The organism is Streptomyces canus, from assembly GCF_030815415.1.
Taxonomy (GTDB): Bacteria; Actinomycetota; Actinomycetes; order Streptomycetales; family Streptomycetaceae; genus Streptomyces; species Streptomyces canus_F.
Window position 1 is genome coordinate 1 of the sequence record NZ_JAUSWW010000003.1, and the last position, 17,315, is coordinate 17,315.

Here is a 17,315-nt window from a genome sequence, read left to right on the forward strand (position 1 = left end):
GCGCGCGGTCTGCTCCGCAGACACGACGCGCCGCCGCTACGCGGCGGGTCCCCGGGCTTCGCCCGGGAGGGGCGGAACTCCGTTCCGCCTGCCGGATCACTCCGTGATCCGGGCATCTGGCCTCCGGTCAGATGCGTCTCGTACCGGCCTGCTCCGCAGTCCTAGTACGAGACCTCGGCAGTGCCCTCCGGGCCTGCCAGAAAGAGCGGCTGGCTACAAGAGGGGGCGCCTCCTGGGGAGTTGGGGAGAGGGGCACAGTCCTCGCGGCATCGGACTGTGCGTCAAAGTTGGGACTAGATGAGTTCTGGGACTAAGCGGTACCCCCCTCTCCCTCCTGCTTCAGGGTCTGGTATTTGACGTTGACTCAGCCTCCTTGTGCGGTGCGTCATTTCACGTATCGGCTGCATTCTGGGTTTACTTCGGATGCCCTCCGAACCCGCTTGAGAGTCACGAACAGTAACTGTCCTAATTCCGCCCCTGCTTGTTCCGCTCGCTCTATTCCGATGGGCCTGGGGCCGTAATAGAATTACTGCGTTCGGTGAGGCGGCAACCTCACCGGGCGGGAATTCTCTCCAAGTAAGTGAAGGGGTAGTGCAATGGCGAAGCTGAAGCCGATTTCTCCGACCCGGATTGCGGAGGCCCGTGAGGAGGCCTACGCGGTGCTGGCCCGTCTGATGGGCCAGTTGGCGCCGGGCGAGCATGTGGTGCGGCTGGGCGTGACCATGGACGGCCAGGAGAAGCCGCTGTGCGCGGCGCTCCCGCTGAGCGTGGAGGGTGAGGGCGGCCCGGAGGATCTGGTGGGCGCCGAGGAGAAGTACCTGGAGAACATGGCGTTTCTGCTGATGGTCGGGCTGGCGCAGCCGCTGTCGTACGGCACGCTGTTTCTGCGGTCGCCCGCGCAGGGCGCGGAGGGCGCGCCCGTCATCCGGGCCTGGCATCTGGCCTACTGCACGCTCAGCGAGTGCACCGCGTCCGAGGCGGCCGAGCTGATCGGCGACCGTGAACCGGCCGTGTTCGTGGACGCTTTCGGGCTGCACGGCAGCGACGAGGACGAGGGTGAGGGTGAGGCGGTCTACCCGCCCATCGCCTACACCGTTCTGTAGCTGCCCCTGGGGCGGGCTGGGATGGCGACCTGGCCCGCACCCTGCCCCGTGCACCCGCCGGGCGGGGCAGGGCGGGTGGGGTGCTGGCCAAGGGACCCCGGCACCCCCACCCGCGACGCGGAGCGTCGTAGACAGACGACGGAGGGGCGGCCCGCATCAGCGGGCCGCCCCTCCGTCGTGCATCGCGTAGCGATGCCACCGCTGCTCTCGTCCGGGCGCGGAGCGGCCCGGGGTGTCCGCCGCGTAGCGGCGGCGCGTCGCGTCTGCGGAGCAGACCGCGCGCAAAAGAATTCCGAAGAGCAGGGCAGAAATGGGCGGCGCTTTTAGAGTGACCGCATTTCGCTGCGCCCCATTATGTTGCTGCGATTTGCCTGCTGGCGGGGAACGGCAGATCCGGCGGGTCGGCAAAACCATACCGGAACTCCCCGCCAGCAGCGCTTCTCTCCAAGAAGCTCTTCTATCGTAGGTGATGTCTTCGCGGCGCAGGGTTGGTGCGTGCCTTTTGATCGCGCTGGGTGCCGGCCGCGCGCTGCGCCCCGCTCCCCGCACTCGTCTGCTGCGTCGGCTGTGTCCGGCACCCGAGCGCGGAGGCCCCGCCGACGCGCAAGCAGAGGAGGACGGCGCCCCGATCCTCCGATGTGCTCCCGTACCCGTCCCCGCCCTTCCCTTTCCCTTCTCCTTGTCTCGTCTGGGGTGCGTGGGGGTGTGCAGAGGGGGATGTCAGCAGGCGTACCAAGCCTGATTGTTGGGGTGACCAGGGGTGACGCGGAGATGTTCCAGGAGGCTGCGCAACCTCCAGCGCAACACCCTGGCGCAACCTCCAGCGCAACACCCTGGCGCAACCTCCAGCGCAACTCCCAGCGCAACAGGGGTTCCATCCGAACGGTACACACACTATTATTTGAAGTCCTGGGGGAGGCGACCCCCGGGAACCGCAAGGACCGACGAAGGGGAAAGACGTGGAACTGACGATCAGTGACGGGATCGTGCGCGGGGTGCGCGGCGCGGACGCTCCCATGACCGAGCGTGCGATTCGTGCCCGCACGATCGCGAACCTGTTGCCGCTGCTGTGCGCGCGGGCAGGGGTGAAGGTCGTGCACAACTCCGACCGGAATTACACCGGAATTCGGTTCGAGACCAAGGCCGCTGGTCCGGTCGTCCTGGAAATGCCGACGGGTGAGGAGCCTTACCGTCTGGTTCAGGAGTTCATCGACCCGGACAAGGCGGGGCGCATGGAAGTTGAGTTACGGCGATTCCCGCAGATCTACAAGCCCCATGGAGTTGCGTACATGGCGGCCGATTTCCTCCGGTCGAACGGGTTCCTGAAGTAGTCCGCACGGGGGCACCCCGGTTGAGGAGCCCCCTCCCCGGCATCACCGAAAAGGAGAAGGGACGCCATGGAGAACACGCGGATTCCAGAGCAGGCCCGGGAAATCGGAGCGCCGCTCACGGACGCCGAAAAGGAGCAGGCTCGTTACGCGCTGCGGGAGTTGGCGTGCAGCGAACGGGACCCGGACGCCATGCGGGTGTCACACGAGCAGCTGGATGTAGTCCGGTCGTTCTTCGAGTTGGGTTGGGCGATGGGTGTGCGCACCGGTCACACCGGCCCGGCCATGGCTGACGTGCCGGTCGACCGGGAGACGGTTGACCGCGCGTTCGTCGACCTGCTGTTGTCCGAGCGGCTGGCGAATCAGTGCGGGCCGGTGCTGTGGCAGAAGGTCAGGTATCACGGCAGCGTGACGCGGCGTCACGGCGTCTACTAAGTGCAGGCGATCACGGCGCAGGCCGGACCGGTCGGGGCGGCTCACAGCGTCCGCTACGACCTGTGCGAGGTGATCGGCGGCGTTCCGGTGTCCGCTGTCACGCGCGTACGGCGGCAGAGTCTGACGCCGCTTCCGGATTTCCGCGCGCCGCTGGTGTAAGTGTGCAGGTCAGGGGTGGGTTTACTCACCCCTGACAAACACTATTATTGACGTTGTTCGGGGGTGGTGGCTCCGTCCCCCGGCCCGCAGAGACCAACAGCGAAGGGGAAACCGCATGACTCAGCAGTTCGCCGAGCGCGCTACGAACGTAGCCCCCACCGGTGCCCGCAACGCCGACCTGTCCGATCTGGTCCGCATCCTGGAGGACGGGCAGCGCCGGAAGCTGGACGTCATCGCCCCCGCGTCCGCGCTACGGATGCACGAGGGAACGTGCACGTCGAAGGAGTCGAGTCCCAGATCACGACCAGCGGTGTGACGGTCGTCGACGGCATCTACCGCCCCACCGTCGTGGCCGACGAGGGAATCTCGGACAAGCTCCGCATCCGCTGGCCTACCTGCGCCGCATGCGCGCGGAAAACGTCCCGCTGCTGGACGAGAACGTCAACGCGTGGATGCGGCAGGAGCCGGAGCGCCGTTTCATGCTCCGTGCGTTCCGGGGCGAGAACGGCCCCGGCATGCCCGGCGAGGGCGTGGCCCGCGCGCTGCTGTCCGACAGCTACAAGCTGATGGACAACCTCGACATGCTGCTCGCCGCCCTCGACGGGGTGGAGCAGTCCGGGCACCCCACCCGGATCACGGGGTGCGACCTCACCGACCGGCGCATGTACGTGCGCGTCGAGTCCGAAGCGGTAGCGATCCAGGCCCGCAACCTGCTGCGCGGCTACCGCTCCCCGTTCGACGGCCGCAGCGGTGACGAACTCCCGATGATCTCGGCCGGGTTCGTCATCACCAACAGCGAGGTCGGCGCGGGGGCGTACACCATCACCCCGCGCGCGGTCATCCAGGTCTGCCGCAACGGTCTGACCGAGACGAAGGACGTCATGCGCGCCGTGCACCTCGGAGGCAGGCAGGACGAGGGCGTTGTGTCCTGGTCCGGCCAGACCCAGCGCAAGACGCTGGAGCTGATCACTTCCAAGACCACCGACGCCGTGCGCACCTTCCTGTCACGGGAGTACGTCGAGGCGAAGGTGCACGCGATGGAGGCTGCCGCCGGGAAGACGCTGGACGAGCCGACGAAGACCATCGAGCACGTCACCAAGTCGCTCAGCATCGGCAACGAGACGAAGGACCGCATCCTTTCCCACTTCATCCGGGGCGGTCAGATGACGGCCGGGGGCGTGATGCAGGCCGTCACGTCGACCGCGCAGACCCTCACCGACGCCGACGAGGCTGCCGCCCTGGAAGCGCTCGCGATTCCGGCCCTCACGGCCGCCGCCGCGCACGGCTGACAGACCCCCGTGCGGGCCGGGCAACTCCCCCAGCCGGGCCCGCACGGGCCCGACCAATCCGAGAGCGCGGAGCACGCGACCAAGCCCCGCAGGGAGCGCGGAGCGCTCCCGCCCCGCCCCCTGCCGCGGAGCAGCCCGCGCGACGCGTCGGCGGAGCCGACCGCGCGCCAGAACATCCGTTGCGCCCTGGGCGCAGCGCGGCCGCCGGCCTTTGAGGCCCACCACCCACCGCCCCGCCCCGTGAGGAGTTCTCATGTTTGCACGCCCGGAGCTCGCCCACCCCGGAGACAACGCCATCGCGGCCGCCATGAGCCGCACGCTCACCGCCCTGTCCGCCGTCTTCCAGGCACTCGGAGACGGTGAGCACACCCTGAACCTCGTGGCCCAGCGGACCGACCACACGTTCGTCACCGGCCGTACCGATCTCTCCATCGGCATGGAGCCGCTGCGCCTGGCCGTCCTGGACGAAGACGCGTTCTGCGCCCTGCGCATGCTGCTCGTCTTCGCGCTGGAGGGCAGCACCATGCGCAGCGCAGTCCTGATCGCCACCACGGCCGCCGAGCCCAACCCCCGCGCGTGCGGCTGGTCCGTGCGTGACGGATGGCTGCACCCCCTGGACACAGACGCCCTCCAGGCCGCCGTCATTCCGTGCCCCGACGTGGCCGCCGTAGAGCGCGCGGTCTACCCCGCCCCCGCTCTCCCCCAGCTCCCCGACTCCGACGAGGAGGCCCCGCATGCCTGAGCTCCCACAGCCCGACAACGCCGCCACGGCGTTGGCCATGGGCCGCGCCCTGCACGCGCTGACCGCGTTGTTCCCAGCCCTCGGCGAAGGAAGCCACGAATTGCACATCAACGCCGAGCGGACGGACGGCACCGAGATGAACGCCGACCTGTACGTGACCGTCGAGCCAGGTACCTCGCGCGTGGAGCACTCCGCCGACGAGTACGTGCAGTTCTTCGTACTCCTGACGTTCGCCCTGGAGAACAGCACCGTGCATGACGCCGTCCTGGTCGCCACGACCACCGACGCAGGCATACGCACGTGCGGGTGGGAGGTACGGGCCGGACGGCTGCACCCCATGGACACAGCCGAACTCCACCAGACCGTCACGTCCCTGCCCGCAGACGACGCCGCCCCCGTCGTGGTCTGTCACGCCCCCGTACTGCACCGCCCCCACGGAACCGCGAAGGACCACTCATGAGCGACAAGCCCGCCATCACGCCGGACGGCTACTGCACCAACACCAAGCCGGTACCCGGCACCTGGGAAGTTCGTCACGATGCACGGCCGCCGCTACGCGAACTGTCCCTGTGGCCGCCGTCCCAGCCTGACCGACCGGGGCAACCTCCGCCGACACAAGCCGCCCAAGGAGTAGCCCCGCAGACGCGTCCACGCCCCTCCCCCGGTGCGGGGCGTGGACGGCCCCGCCCCGGCCAGCGCACCACTGGCCGACTGCCGCCCCGCGCCCGCACCTCCCCCTTCGGCGAGCGCGGGGCGGCACACCCCCCAGCCCATCCAGTCGAGTCCCGAGGAGTCGCAGCCCATGACCAGCCCGAGCCTGACCATCGACACGCCCGCCGGCCCCGTGCACGCCACCGCCGGCCCCCGCCAGGACGACGCCGTCGTGTTCGAGCTTGGCGGGGCGATGCGCGGCAGCGTGCACGTCACCGGCAGCACCGACCCCCACCACTGGGACCAGTTCACCGCCGTACGCGCCTGCCTCGGACCCGTGAACGCCTACACGACCACCGCCCCCGACCAGGACCTCCCCAGGCTCGCCCGCAGCCGCACCGGCTACCGCGGCAGCCTCACCCTCTACCGCTACGCCGCCCGCCCCGCAGAGTCGCTGTCCCCGATGACGTCCGCCGCTGCCCACCCGCCATCGCAGAAGACGGCCGCGGTACTCACCGCCGTCCTGCGCGGCTGCGCGGAGCACGTCGCGCAGCGTGCCGACCTGCCCGCGATCCTCGAGGCCTCCCGCCTGGCTGTGCCGGCTTCTTCGGGAGTCGTTTGTTGGTGACGTCGGGAGTCACCCAGGGAGGTGCCGGCTTGATCAATGTCAGTGCCTCTTGATGTCACTCAGCACGCTCACGTATCGCAATGCGAGGTATTTGAGCCGTTGTGTCCTCTCGCAGTGCGTGCGCCGCGTGGACGGTCGAGCGGCATCGGGCCTCCTCCCTCGGCGGTACTGCGTAGTGTTGGGATCCGGACGGATCTTGGGGGGCTTGTGAGTCTGAGGAACGCTTACTTGGGGACCGCCGCGCAGGCCGTAGCGTTGCTGGACGCACCGGAAGTGGCGGCCTCGTGGGAGAAGCCCAGCGCGTTGGCGCAGTGGACTGTCGGTGGTCTGGCAGGCCACCTCGCGTATCAGATCTTCAGCGTGGATCCGGCGCTGGAGGAGCCTGCCTCTGAGCACGAACCCATCCCTGTGTCGGAACACTATGCGCGGGCAGTGTGGATCGACGCGCCGCTCGACGACGAGATCAGCTCCGGGATTCGAGCCAAGGGTGAAGACATCTCGTCCGAAGGCGTGCGGCGGCTGGTCGAGCGGGCCCATGCCGTGCTCGACCAGCAGCGAACCGGCCTTGAGAAGGTGCATGGCGACTGGGTGGTGTTCATGCCGCAGACAGGGTGGGCGCTGAGCCTGGACGATTTCCTCGTGACCCGGATGGTCGAGCTCGCTGTGCATATGGACGACCTGGCGGTCAGTGTGGGCCTCGGCGCTCCGGAACTTCCAGGCTCTGCCCTCGATCCCGTTGTTGCGCTGTTGACCGGGCTTGCCGTCCGGCGTCACGGCCAAGTGGCGGTGCTGCGCGCCTTGACTCGCGCGGAACGGGCACCGGCTGCGATCAACGTGTTCTGAACGTTGCGTCAGCTCGCTTCGACCCGTTCGGCCCGGGCTTTGGTGTGGGCAAGGCGGTAGGACTCGGTGCCGGTCTGGATGATGGCGCCGTTGAAGGTCAGGCGGTCGCCGATGACCGCGCAAACTCGGTCAGATGGTGACTCCCACAATCACATCGAAACGGCTCCCACAGCCACGCACATAACCACCCGCCAGCGCGACACCCCCGCTCTGCTGCACTTCCTGACCTGGTCCGTCTCCTACCACCAAGCCGAGGCCGTCCGCCTAGAGCGCGAAGCCCGTACCACCCTCACCGCGCGGAAGGCCGCCGAAGCCGCATGACAGACCGCCCTACAGTGGCTCACCCTCTGCCCGCATCCGGTCCTGCTGCTGGCCGACCGCCCCGACTCGCTGACCCAGACGATCAGGGGCTTGCAGTGGTGGGCCCCCTACTGCGTTAACGCGGCCGCCGAGAAGCGCGAGCGCGCCAACCACGCCCAGGCGCGTTCCGATGGACCAAGCCCCGTCTACGGCTCCGCTCGAACCCCGCTGGACCAAGAACTTGCACCCAGCACGCGGTACATGCCGATCGAGTCGTGCGTGGCCGTGTCGGCGAAGCCGAACTTCTCGTAGAGGAAGCGGGCTGGGCCGTCCGCGATCAGGGAGACGTAGGCGGTGGCGGGCGCCCGGCGTTCCAGTTCCTCGGTGAGCGCGGCCATGATGCGCTTGCCGAGGCCGCGGCCCTGATGTGCGGGGTGAACGCAGATGTCGACGATCTGGAACGCGGTACCGCCGTCGCCGATGATCCGGCCCATGCCTATAGGCTCGCCTGCGTGGTGGAGCACCACGCCGTGCCAGGTGTTGGGCAGGGCGAGCGCCACCGCTTCCGGGTCCTTGTCCGAGAGGCCGGCATCGGTGCGCAGGCGGCGGAAGTCCTCGACTGAGGGCACTCCCGCGCTCAACTCGTACGGGTCGCTCAAGCCGTCCACTTCCCATCATGCGCTCGGCTCACTGGTCAGTGACCGGATTCCGCGTGGTCGCCGTGGTCGCTGAGCTGTGCTTCGAACCAATCGTGCAGGGCGTCGACCAGGACGGGCTCTTCGGTGGTGTAGGTCAGCGTGGCGCCGTCGGCACGTTCCCGGTAGCGCACCTCGATGCGTTTGTAGCCGTCTTCCAGTTCCGCCAGACCCGGCATGCTGTCGCCGTGGATCTGGGCGGGGTCGCCGAAGTCTCCCTGGCTGAACGCTTTGGCCTCCTGCTGGAGGTGGGTGCGTATGAGGTTGACCTGCGTGGCGTCGTCGGGTTGGTCGGCGACAACGTCCTGGACGCCGCCCGTCTTAGTCGGGGTGAAGTGGTGGGTGGTCGCTTCGAGGTCGAAGGGCATCACGGTCCGGCCGCGTTCGGCGACCGTTTCCTGTCGGCTGGTTTGCCCGTTGCCGTCCTCTTGCTGCGTGCTGCTGATCAGGAGGGCTATGCCCAGTGCCGCGCCAACGCCTACCGCGGTGATACCGGCCGTGAGTAGCCGGCGCTTGCGGTGATTCATGCATTGCCTCCGTGGGTGCTTCGCAGGCGTGAGGGACGCCCGCGCTGTTGTGGGTGGGTTCGCGCTGTGATGCGTCGGCCGGCAGAGCGCATAGGCCGAGTGGTCGGCTGCGGCGGCGCACCTGGGCTCACTGGCGCGTGGCGGGAATCAGCCACAGGACGATGACGGCGGAGACCGCGGCCGTGCCGGTGGCGACGAGGAACGCGTCATCGAAGCCGGAGGCGCTCTGGACTCCGGTGTGGGCGGCGATGCTCGTGGCGGCGGCGCTGGAGACTGCCGCGGCGCCGACCGAGGCGCCAAACTCGTGGAAGGTGCTGACGATGCCTGAGGTCACTCCGGCCTCGTGGGCAGCGACGGTGGCGAGCGCGGTGGCGGAGGCGACGACGAACAAGGCGCCCAGTCCTGCCGCGGCAACGCTCACACCGGTGACCATCGCGGTGGTGCCGGACCAGAGCACCGGAACGAGGAACCCGGCGGCCGCGACAGCGAGCGAGACCACAGCCAGCAGCCGTGCTCCCAGTCGGCCGATCACCCGGCCTGCGGCCGCGGCGGCGGCCATGGTCAGCAGCGCCACCGGCAGGAACAGCGCTCCGGTCATCAAGGCCCCGTGGCCCTGCAGGTTCTGCAGGTAGAAGGAGCCGAGGAAGAAGGCCCCCACCATCAGCGCCGTCGTCACAGCGATCACGAAGGTACCCGCCACGACCGGCCGCCGACCCAGCAGACCCAGGTCCATCAGCGGTGCCGCCGCCCGGCGTTGCCAGAGAGCGAAAGCCGCGTAGCCGACTACCGAGCCGAGGACCAGAGCCACCGTGACGAAGTTCAGCCAGCCGTGGTCACCGACACGAATCAGGGCGTAAATGAGGGCACCGGTCGCAGCGGCGACCAGAGCGGCGCCGGGTATGTCGAGGGAGCCGGTGCCCGCTCGGGGCAGACTCGGCAGGATCCGGGCGAGCGAGACGAGGACGCCCAGGCCGACGGGAACGTTGACGAAGAAGACCCAGGCCCAGCCCGGACCTGCCGTTATCAGCCCGCCCAGCAGTACGCCGAGTGCGGCGCCCCCGCCGCCGAGCGCCGACCAGACGCCCAGCGCACGGTTCCGCTCGTCGCCGTCGAACAGCCGCACCACCACCGACAAGGCGGCGGGCGAGAGCAGCGCGGCACCCGCCCCCTGAGCAATGCGTGCCGCGAGCAGCAGCGGGGCGCCGGTAGCGAGTCCGGCGGCCAAAGAGGCAGCGGTGAACACGGCGAGCCCGGTCAGGACGACCCGCTTGGGACCGAACAGGTCCGCGGCCCGGCCACCGAGCAGCATGAGGCTTCCGAACGTGAGGGCGTATCCGCTGACCACCCACGTCAACGCCGCGCGACCCAGGTCCAGTTCGGCGCCCATCTCAGGCAGCGCGATCGCGACCACGGTGATGTCGAGGATCAGCATCAGCTGAGCCAGCCCCAGTAGTCCCAGGATCGGCCAGCGCAGCGGATGCGGTGCATCCAGTGCGCGGGTGGTGGTGGTTTCCGTGTCGCTCATGACGCTCACCCCTCATCACTAAGTCGTACAGCAGTGTTCAGGTTATACGTCCCGGGGGGTATAAGCCAAACAGCCCTGTACGACTTACTGCGGTAGTGTGGGCGCATGGGCAGCAAGAACTCCTCGGCCACCAAACGTGCCGACGCTCTGCGCAGCATCGAGGCGATCGTGCAGGCCGCGACCGAATGCCTCGGACAGAACCCGGAGGCGAGCCTGAGCGAGATCGCCCGGGCCGCGGGCGTGGGCAGAGTGACGATGTATGCGCACTTCACCTCCCGCGCGGAGGTCGTCGATGCCGCGATGAGCCGCGCCATCGACCGGGGCAACGAGGTGCTGGACACCGTCGATTTGACCGGTGATCCGCTGCTCGCCCTGTCCCGCTACATCGAGGCCGGCTGGCACCTCGTGGACCAGGCCCGGGCGTTGCTCACCGCCGCCCAACGGGAACTCTCCGCCGGACGCATCCGCGAACTGCACGCCGGCCCCGCCGCCCGCGTCGAGGCACTCGTCGCCCACGGCCGCGCCGAGGGAGCCTTCCGTACGGACCTGTCGAACGCCTGGATGGTCAGCGTCCTGCACGCGGTCATGCACAGCGCGGCGGAGGAGATCCGCGCCGGCCGCCTCACCTCCGACCGCGCCGCCGACCACATCACCGCCACCGTGATCGCCGCCTTCACACCCCCCGGCACACCGGTACCCGAGATGGGCGGCGGAGTCGGCCCGTAACCCGTGCCGAAGAAGCCACGGTCCGGAGTGGTGCTGGTGAAGCCAGTTCGGCCCGTACGGTGATCTGCCCCGTCTACGCCGCCACGACGACGGCAGCAGGTCGGCCGAGGAGGTCATCGATCGCCCCGCGTCCCTTGCCGCCGGCCTCGGGCATGAAGTGGGCGTAGTAGTCCAAGGCAATGGTCGGGCTCGAGTGGCCCAGCCAGCGAGCCAGGGTGACGACGGACTCCCCCGCTTCGAGGATGACCGAGGCGTATGTGTGCCGGAGCACGTGGAAGCCGTCCTTGCGAGACGCCTTCCACCGCTCGCCCTTCTTCCGCTCGGGGATGACGCCGGCGGCAGGGCGTTGCCGTACGTCGTGGTGATGACGAGCGGAAACTTCTTCGTCTCTCGGCCGGTCTCGGGGCCGCCCCACGGCAGCTCGACCTCCACCGCGGGGTAGTCCATGAAGTACACGGACAGTGCCGCCGCGACCGAGGGAGGCATGCCGACGACGCGAGTCTTGCCGCCCTTCGGCAGGGTGAAGTACAAGCGCCCGTTGAGAAGTTGTACCTGCCGGCGGATACGCAGGACCCTACGGGCGAAGTCGACGTCCTCCGGCGACAGTGCGAAGATCTCTCCCTGCCTCAGCCCGCAGCCCAGCGCGAGCACGACCACGATCTGGTACCGCGCGTTGAGCGCGTCCCGTACGCGTTGTGCGGTCTCCAGCGGCCGGCGCCGCCACCGCTGCACGGACGTTTCATCTCCGCGGGAGCTACGACGCGCAGGCCACAGGTCGCGGTGTTCGCGGAGGCTCCGCCGGGCTTCTCCGAGTAACAGTCACCAGCACCGATTTTGAGGCAGGACCGTTGAATCTGACGCACTCGATTCAGGGTCAAGGCCCGCTCGCGTGGCACGGCCCAGCAGCAGATGCAGCAGAAGTCGAGCGGTGGACAAGCGTGCCCCGTCCCTAATGTGTGAGGTTCTCGTCATCTTCCGAATCGGGTGGCAAGGCGGCATTCAGAGTTTCGGTGACAACAACGTGGATGAGGCGTTCGAGGTCGCTCGGGCTCAGGAAGTTAATTGTCCCGTCGGTGCGGTCCAACACGCCCACGACGTTGCGTTCCACGGCATCGGGCGGGGGCGCGGATTCACGAGTCTTCAGGTCGTTGTAGGCGGTCCAGGCCAGGGTCGCGACGGCAACGATGAGCGAGGCGATCGCAACAGGGTCGCTGTATTGTTCCGGCCTGTTAGTGGGGCGCTGGCGCAGTTCTATCTCCACCTCGTACGGCAGGCCGGGGTAGTGGTCCCTTAGCTGCCTCGCGGCGGCTCGGGCACCTCGTCGCACGGGATCGTTCATGGTCGGTCCTCTTCAGGCGGTAGCGGCTCAAGGAGACAGCGGAGCACATCGGGTGGCAGGCGGTGCCCGGTTATTGATCGCCAGGCCTCCTCCACGGCAGTGACGCCCAGAGCCTCGGTGAGACGCCGCAGGTGCACGGGGCCACCTCTGGTTACCAGGTGGGGATTTCCGTCGGACAGGCACAGGGCCACGCATGCGACCGTCCATTGCAGGGACTCCTGGATTCGCTTTTGTTCCCAGGTAATAAGTCCCAGCGTATGGTAAGCGGCACTCATGCCGGGCCGGTCGCGGAGTTTCTCGGCGATCTCGCGAGACCGTTCAATCCACTGTTCAGCGTCGTCCAGTCGTTTCTGCAGTCCGGTGACTATGCAGAGCTGGTGGTATGTCCTAGCCAGACGAGGCCCGTCCTCGAGGGCTTCGCTGATTTTCGCCGATAGCAGGTACCACGCCTCGGCGTCGGCCCACTGCTCACGCTTCTGCGAGACCAGCCCGAGCTGGTGGTAGACGGTGGCCTTGCCGGCCTGGTCGGCGAGGTCCTCAGCGGTCTGCAGTGCATCGTGGTACCACCGTTCCGCCTCGTCCAGCAGCCCCTGTTCCAGAGCGAGAGTGCCCCGCTGGACGGTGAGGCTGGCCCTTCTGCCCTTGTCACCAAACTTCTCTTCGATGTCGATGGCCTCATCCAAGAGGTCCTCGGCTTCTTTCCACAGACTGCGCCGTTGGGCGATCGTGCTCAGACGCGCCTGGACGCGAGCGATCCCCACCCAAACGCCGAGTTTCTCGTAGATCGAGTGGGCCAGCCGGTAGTGTTCTTCGGCGGCGTCGAGCCAATCTCGCTGCTGAGCGACGATGCCACGATCATGATGGATCTGGGCCGACGCCTGCTGGTCGCCGATCCTCTGCTGAATCTCGAGGGCCTTCTCGTAATGCTTGTCGGCTTCGTCCAGCTGCCCTTGCAGTAGGGCGACACCCCCCAACTCGCTGTGGCAGTCTGCGTGACGGGAGTCGGGCGGGGTGGGTAACTGCTCCAGAGCCTTTAGAATGTCGCCGAAACCGCTACGGGCCTCATCGAGGCGACGGGCCCTGATCTGGTCGTGGGCTACGGCCCCTGTCATGAACAGCCACAGAGCTCCCGCCGGAGTGTCCAGGTCGGGCGGACCGCCCTGGGGACCTGAGACAAGGCGGCGAACGCGGTCGGCCCATGCTCGCGTCTCCTCAGCCAGCCCGTTGCGCTGCCAGTACTCGTTCAGGGGCTGGGCCACCAGCTGAGCCTCCTGCCACTGACCGTGGTCAAGAGCATGGCCGAAGGCTGTGCTCATCGTCCGCACGTGGTGGCGGAGCAGACGCAGAGCGCGGGACGCGTCCGCGCTCTCCAGCTGCTGGCTCAGCCAGGCTCCGAACGTTACGCAGGCCGACAGGAACGCGGGGCCGGCAGAGCTGCCCCATCCGGGCGCGTTGGCGGGTGCCTGCGGGGATGTCTGGGCGGCGAGATGAGCGGGCAGAGCGGGGTGGATTCGGTACAGGTCATCGCCCGTCCTCGTCAGCAGTCCCACCTGGGTCGCCCGCCCGAGCAGTTCATCCCATGCCTGCGCGGTGCGCCCGCGGAACAGCTCCGGGCAGTGCGGCGCCTGTGAGAACGCCGCCAACAGGTCGCTGTCGGCGATCCCGCGGAACAGCGTGAGGACGGTGAGGGTTCGCTGATCGTCAGCCGAGAGGTGGGTGAAGGAGTACGCGATGCTGGCGGCCAGCGAGGTTGTCCTGCCGTCGTCCTCGGGTTCGGGCAGGGCAGCATTTCCTTGCAGAGCGGCGAGCAGTTCCGCCGGCTCGGTGGTATTCAGGTGGGGAAGAATCAGGCGCATGCTGAGCGGGTGGCCGTCGAGCCACTGCAGGAGCTCTCCGAAGGCCGGTGACTGCCGGCGTTGCCGGGCGTGGGCAAAAGGAGCGAGGAGCAGGTCGGCGTACTGGTGCGTCTCCTCTGTCTCCAGGCTGGACACGGCGATTCGGCACACGTCTCCGAGCCACGTTTCGTGAGTGCGGCTGGTGAGGATGACAGCGCTGCGGCCGCCCGCGGCCACACGGTGGAGGAACTCACGTAACTCGTCGCGTTCAGGTTGCGTGAGAGGCGGCGTGGCTTGGGCGGGATCGGGCATCGAGTGAACCGTCTCGACATTGTCCCAGATCAGCAGCATCCGCCGGGTGCGGAGCGCCTCCTCGACGTGCATGCGCCGTCCAGCGTCGTCCAGCTGCGTGAAGTAGTCGCCGCCGGGCAGCCGTTGCCCAACGGCGTTGATCACCCCGTCGAGGCCGAAGGTGGCAACACCGGGTTCGAAGGAGTGCCAGATCACCGAGGACGGGTCGTCGACGGCGCCGGTGTCGCGGCACCACCGTCCGAATGCTTTGACCAGTTCGCTTTTCCCGGTGCCGGCAGGCCCGTGCAGGACCGCGACGCGTTGCCGACGAATGACGGATTCGAGGGTATGGAAGAGGGTGTCACGTCCGACGAACTCTCCGTCGGCGGTCAGGCTGTCATCCGTGGGTTCCGCCGCCTGTGCGCCATGTTGCGAGGATCCGCCACCCCGGGGCCGAGCCCGGAGCTGCGGAAAGCAGACCTCGCCGCGCGCGTACAGGACGGGAACCATCCAGTCCGCCAGCGGCAGACTCCCCTTCGGGGAGGGCCGGCCGTTGTCGCTCGCCAGTCGCGCACGCCCCGCCGCTACGGCCTCCGCGACCCGCCCGCCGGTGAACAGGTGCTCGTAGAACGCCGTCATGAACTCTGCTGCTGCCCTCACATAGACCTGATAGGCCATGGCGACAACGGCGGTGGTTCCTTCCTGAAGCAACCGGGTGGCGACCGCGGCTTCCACATGGGAGCCGATCGCCGCGGAATGACAGGCATTCAGCACGACCACCGGCACCTTCGCATGCGTAAGCACGCGGGCAATGTGAGCTGCGGGCACCTGGTGTCTGCTCCCGGCGGCGTGCTCGAACGCGAGCGTGCCTTGAGGTTCCGGCCCGGCCGCGGGGCTGGTCCCGCCCGCGCCCGCTGCGTGCGGGACTGGGCCGAAGCTACCGTGTCCGTCGAAGTGCACGATCTGAAAGGGCTGCCCCTCTGCCTGGGCCTCCGCCAGGACCTCCTCGAGACGCTGCAGGGTGGGCGGACGCAACACGGCCAGGTCGACCTGGCCGTCGATGTTCTCCAGGCAGCGCAGCAGCGGCCGGGCAATCATCCGGTACGCCACGTCCTTGGTCCCCCTGGGCCGGGAGATCACCATCAGGACCCGTAAGCGGGAACCGGGCACCATGGACACGTGCCGCATCCGCGCCGTGGTCAGGGTGCGAGAGATCGCCACCTGGTCCAGCGCGATCGGAGCGGGCCGTGCTGGGTCCGCCATGAGTTCCCAAGGCAGAGCAAGCGGTTCGGCTGCCGGCGAGACAATAGCGATCTCAAGGAGGCCACCGCGGGACCGCGCCCGCAGATAGGCGTCACGGGGCGGACCAGAGCCGAACACGGACTCGAAGATAGCGGTCCCCCACGTCGGCAGCCGGTCCTGCACTCGGCTCCCGCGGTCGCTGTACACGCCGAAGGGCGTGGTCAGGTAATGCTCGAGGTACCAGCGCAGTTCTTCCAGGTCGTCCGCGTCCAAGGGCCAGATCAACGGTGTCGGCGGAGCGACTCTCGTTGGATGTTGCTCGCCCGACGGCCATTCCTGCACCGTCACGAGTCCGTCGGCCGCCACTTCGATCAGCAAACGCTCTGTCACAACCCCGCCCCGAAGGAAGATCGGGGCGCCCTCGCCGAGCCCCCACTGCCGCCTGAACTTAGGCACCCGCACACCCACCCGTCCGACGAAAGCCTCAGAACGGTCTGAAATGTCGGATCGCAGTACACCTCTAATAAGAGGGGTTTCACTTCATCAACGAGCATGTCCGAATATGTCGACAATCCCGGTGGTCGCGGGTTCCGTTCTTCTTTGGAGTATTTACGCGGCGTAGTGGGCTGCAGGCCTCGTCGCTCGTGGCAGCCGAACGGCCGCAAGGCGTAGGAAGGTTCCCATTTCACTGAGCGGGTGACGTCGCGGGCGGGTACAGCGTGTTTCCGCGCCGATGACGGCGTGGCCAGCGTTTCACAGCCTGTGGCCCAGGCTCAGCGGTTGCGCGTCTCCCGCACGTCGGCGGCGACTTCGTCGGTGTCGCGGTGCCCCACCTTGCCGCTGGAGACCGCAGTCTCTCTGAACTGTACGTACTGTCTTGCATCTTGCGCTTCTCGGTGTAGGTCATACATCTTCGATCTGCTGACCTTCATCACGGAGCGGGGCGACTGGCCCTGGCTGGGACGGGCCCGCACCTGCACCGGCCCGTGGAAGACCAAGATGGTGTACCAGGGGTTCACCCCGCAGGTCCGCGCGCTCAGGAAGGAGACGGACGGGCCGCTGATGTTCGCCAACGTGCTCGGGATACGGGCCGAGGAGAGCGCGGAGCGCCGTAACCGGGAGGTGTGGCGCCGTAGATCCGACGACTCGGCCCGGGTCGTCGACGAGTGGCTGCCCGCCCACCAGGTGAGCACCAAGGAGGCTGGGCACGCACGGTCAGTGCGGGGCTGCCCTATCACTGGTGCTACGACTCGTACCCCGGCGCCCAGGACCGGGCTGGTTCGAGTCGCTGTTCGTGCTCGGCCTGCACCCTGGCCAACCACCGTGCTCTGCTGCTGGCCGCCGGGCGCCGGCTGCGGCTGGCCGAGCTGTGCGCGCTGGTCGAGCGGGTCCGTCAGGTGCCGTTCAATCCGAACATCACCATGGCCGAGCTCATCGCGCTGTCCCGTCGGCGCGACGCCCCGGACCCTGGCCTCGAGGTGGAGGAGACCGAGGACTTCGAGCGGATGGAACGCGACGTCCACGCCGCTTTGCGCAAGCCGCCCACGTGGGACTCCAAAGCCCGTACCGGGCCGGGCGAGCTCCTGCACCGTGCCGCCGGATGCGATGGCTGCAGCTGACCACCACACCGCCGCGCACCGCTATCCGGGAGCGATAC

18 protein-coding genes and 1 pseudogene are annotated in these 17,315 nt (G+C 68.1%); 11 read left to right on the forward strand and 8 right to left on the reverse strand.

Translation table 11 applies throughout. The features are described 5' to 3' along the window. Window positions 1-596 precede the first annotated feature (596 nt). The 9 genes from QF037_RS50285 (at window position 597) to QF037_RS50325 (ending at window position 7,178) form a co-directional block, all read left to right on the forward strand. Window positions 597-1,103, forward strand: coding sequence for a hypothetical protein (locus QF037_RS50285; RefSeq protein ID WP_307038349.1), 507 nt, complete (start codon window positions 597-599; stop codon window positions 1,101-1,103). Between the two features lie 959 nt (window positions 1,104-2,062). Further along, a complete protein-coding gene (locus QF037_RS50290) occupies window positions 2,063-2,434 on the forward strand; it encodes a hypothetical protein (protein WP_307038350.1) in 372 nt (123 codons plus the stop codon). Between the two features lie 66 nt (window positions 2,435-2,500). Beyond that, window positions 2,501-2,866, forward strand: coding sequence for a hypothetical protein (locus QF037_RS50295; RefSeq protein WP_307038351.1), 366 nt, complete (start codon window positions 2,501-2,503; stop codon window positions 2,864-2,866). A gap of 274 nt (window positions 2,867-3,140) precedes the next feature. Beyond that, window positions 3,141-3,341 carry a hypothetical protein gene (locus QF037_RS50300; protein WP_307038352.1) on the forward strand — a complete coding sequence of 67 codons (201 nt, stop codon included), beginning with the start codon at window positions 3,141-3,143 and terminating at the stop codon, window positions 3,339-3,341. Between the two features lie 88 nt (window positions 3,342-3,429). After that, window positions 3,430-4,314 (forward strand): DUF932 domain-containing protein, encoded by an 885-nt coding sequence (locus QF037_RS50305; RefSeq protein ID WP_307038353.1) that lies wholly within the window; start codon window positions 3,430-3,432, stop codon window positions 4,312-4,314. A gap of 253 nt (window positions 4,315-4,567) precedes the next feature. Further along, window positions 4,568-5,056: a hypothetical protein gene (locus tag QF037_RS50310; protein WP_307038354.1), complete on the forward strand. Its 489-nt coding sequence runs from the start codon at window positions 4,568-4,570 to the stop codon at window positions 5,054-5,056. Beyond that, window positions 5,049-5,516, forward strand: coding sequence for a hypothetical protein (locus QF037_RS50315; RefSeq protein ID WP_307038355.1), 468 nt, complete (start codon window positions 5,049-5,051; stop codon window positions 5,514-5,516). The genes QF037_RS50310 and QF037_RS50315 overlap by 8 nt, the downstream gene beginning before the upstream one ends. 342 nt (window positions 5,517-5,858) lie before the next feature. Further along, complete coding sequence (locus QF037_RS50320; protein WP_307038356.1) at window positions 5,859-6,335, forward strand: hypothetical protein; 477 nt, start codon at window positions 5,859-5,861, stop codon at window positions 6,333-6,335. 228 nt (window positions 6,336-6,563) lie between these two features. Next, on the forward strand, window positions 6,564-7,178 hold the full coding sequence (locus QF037_RS50325) for a maleylpyruvate isomerase N-terminal domain-containing protein (RefSeq protein ID WP_307038357.1): 615 nt from the start codon (window positions 6,564-6,566) through the stop codon (window positions 7,176-7,178). An 8-nt stretch (window positions 7,179-7,186) separates the two neighbouring features. On the opposite strand, the pseudogene QF037_RS50330 reads toward QF037_RS50325, so the two are convergent. From QF037_RS50330 to QF037_RS50345, 4 genes and pseudogenes are all read right to left on the reverse strand, one after another. Further along, window positions 7,187-7,306 (reverse strand): annotated as a pseudogene (locus QF037_RS50330) (IS21-like element helper ATPase IstB); the annotation flags it as partial. A gap of 378 nt (window positions 7,307-7,684) precedes the next feature. Beyond that, window positions 7,685-8,146 (reverse strand): GNAT family N-acetyltransferase, encoded by a 462-nt coding sequence (locus tag QF037_RS50335; RefSeq protein ID WP_307038358.1) that lies wholly within the window; start codon window positions 8,144-8,146, stop codon window positions 7,685-7,687. A gap of 26 nt (window positions 8,147-8,172) precedes the next feature. Beyond that, window positions 8,173-8,700: an aspartate carbamoyltransferase gene (locus tag QF037_RS50340; RefSeq protein ID WP_307038359.1), complete on the reverse strand. Its 528-nt coding sequence runs from the start codon at window positions 8,698-8,700 to the stop codon at window positions 8,173-8,175. Between the two features lie 127 nt (window positions 8,701-8,827). Continuing rightward, the gene (locus QF037_RS50345; protein ID WP_307038360.1) at window positions 8,828-10,225 is read right to left on the reverse strand and encodes an MFS transporter; all 1,398 of its coding nucleotides are present in this window, start codon (window positions 10,223-10,225) and stop codon (window positions 8,828-8,830) included. A gap of 105 nt (window positions 10,226-10,330) precedes the next feature. On the opposite strand from QF037_RS50345, the gene QF037_RS50350 reads away from it, so the two are divergent. Continuing rightward, window positions 10,331-10,951 carry a TetR/AcrR family transcriptional regulator gene (locus QF037_RS50350; RefSeq protein WP_307038361.1) on the forward strand — a complete coding sequence of 207 codons (621 nt, stop codon included), beginning with the start codon at window positions 10,331-10,333 and terminating at the stop codon, window positions 10,949-10,951. 73 nt (window positions 10,952-11,024) lie between these two features. Here the strand turns inward: QF037_RS50350 and QF037_RS50355 are convergent, their stop codons facing one another. From QF037_RS50355 to QF037_RS50370, 4 genes are all read right to left on the reverse strand, one after another. After that, on the reverse strand, window positions 11,025-11,222 hold the full coding sequence (locus QF037_RS50355; RefSeq protein ID WP_307038362.1) for an integrase: 198 nt from the start codon (window positions 11,220-11,222) through the stop codon (window positions 11,025-11,027). A 678-nt stretch (window positions 11,223-11,900) separates the two neighbouring features. Then, window positions 11,901-12,290 (reverse strand): hypothetical protein, encoded by a 390-nt coding sequence (locus tag QF037_RS50360; protein ID WP_307038363.1) that lies wholly within the window; start codon window positions 12,288-12,290, stop codon window positions 11,901-11,903. After that, window positions 12,287-16,036 carry a tetratricopeptide repeat protein gene (locus QF037_RS50365; protein ID WP_307038364.1) on the reverse strand — a complete coding sequence of 1,250 codons (3,750 nt, stop codon included), beginning with the start codon at window positions 16,034-16,036 and terminating at the stop codon, window positions 12,287-12,289. The genes QF037_RS50360 and QF037_RS50365 overlap by 4 nt, the downstream gene beginning before the upstream one ends. Window positions 16,037-16,431: 395 nt before the next feature. Further along, the gene (locus QF037_RS50370) at window positions 16,432-16,731 is read right to left on the reverse strand and encodes a hypothetical protein (protein ID WP_307038365.1); all 300 of its coding nucleotides are present in this window, start codon (window positions 16,729-16,731) and stop codon (window positions 16,432-16,434) included. A gap of 93 nt (window positions 16,732-16,824) precedes the next feature. On the opposite strand from QF037_RS50370, the gene QF037_RS50375 reads away from it, so the two are divergent. Continuing rightward, on the forward strand, window positions 16,825-17,277 hold the full coding sequence (locus tag QF037_RS50375) for a hypothetical protein (RefSeq protein ID WP_307038366.1): 453 nt from the start codon (window positions 16,825-16,827) through the stop codon (window positions 17,275-17,277). Window positions 17,278-17,315 lie beyond the last annotated feature (38 nt).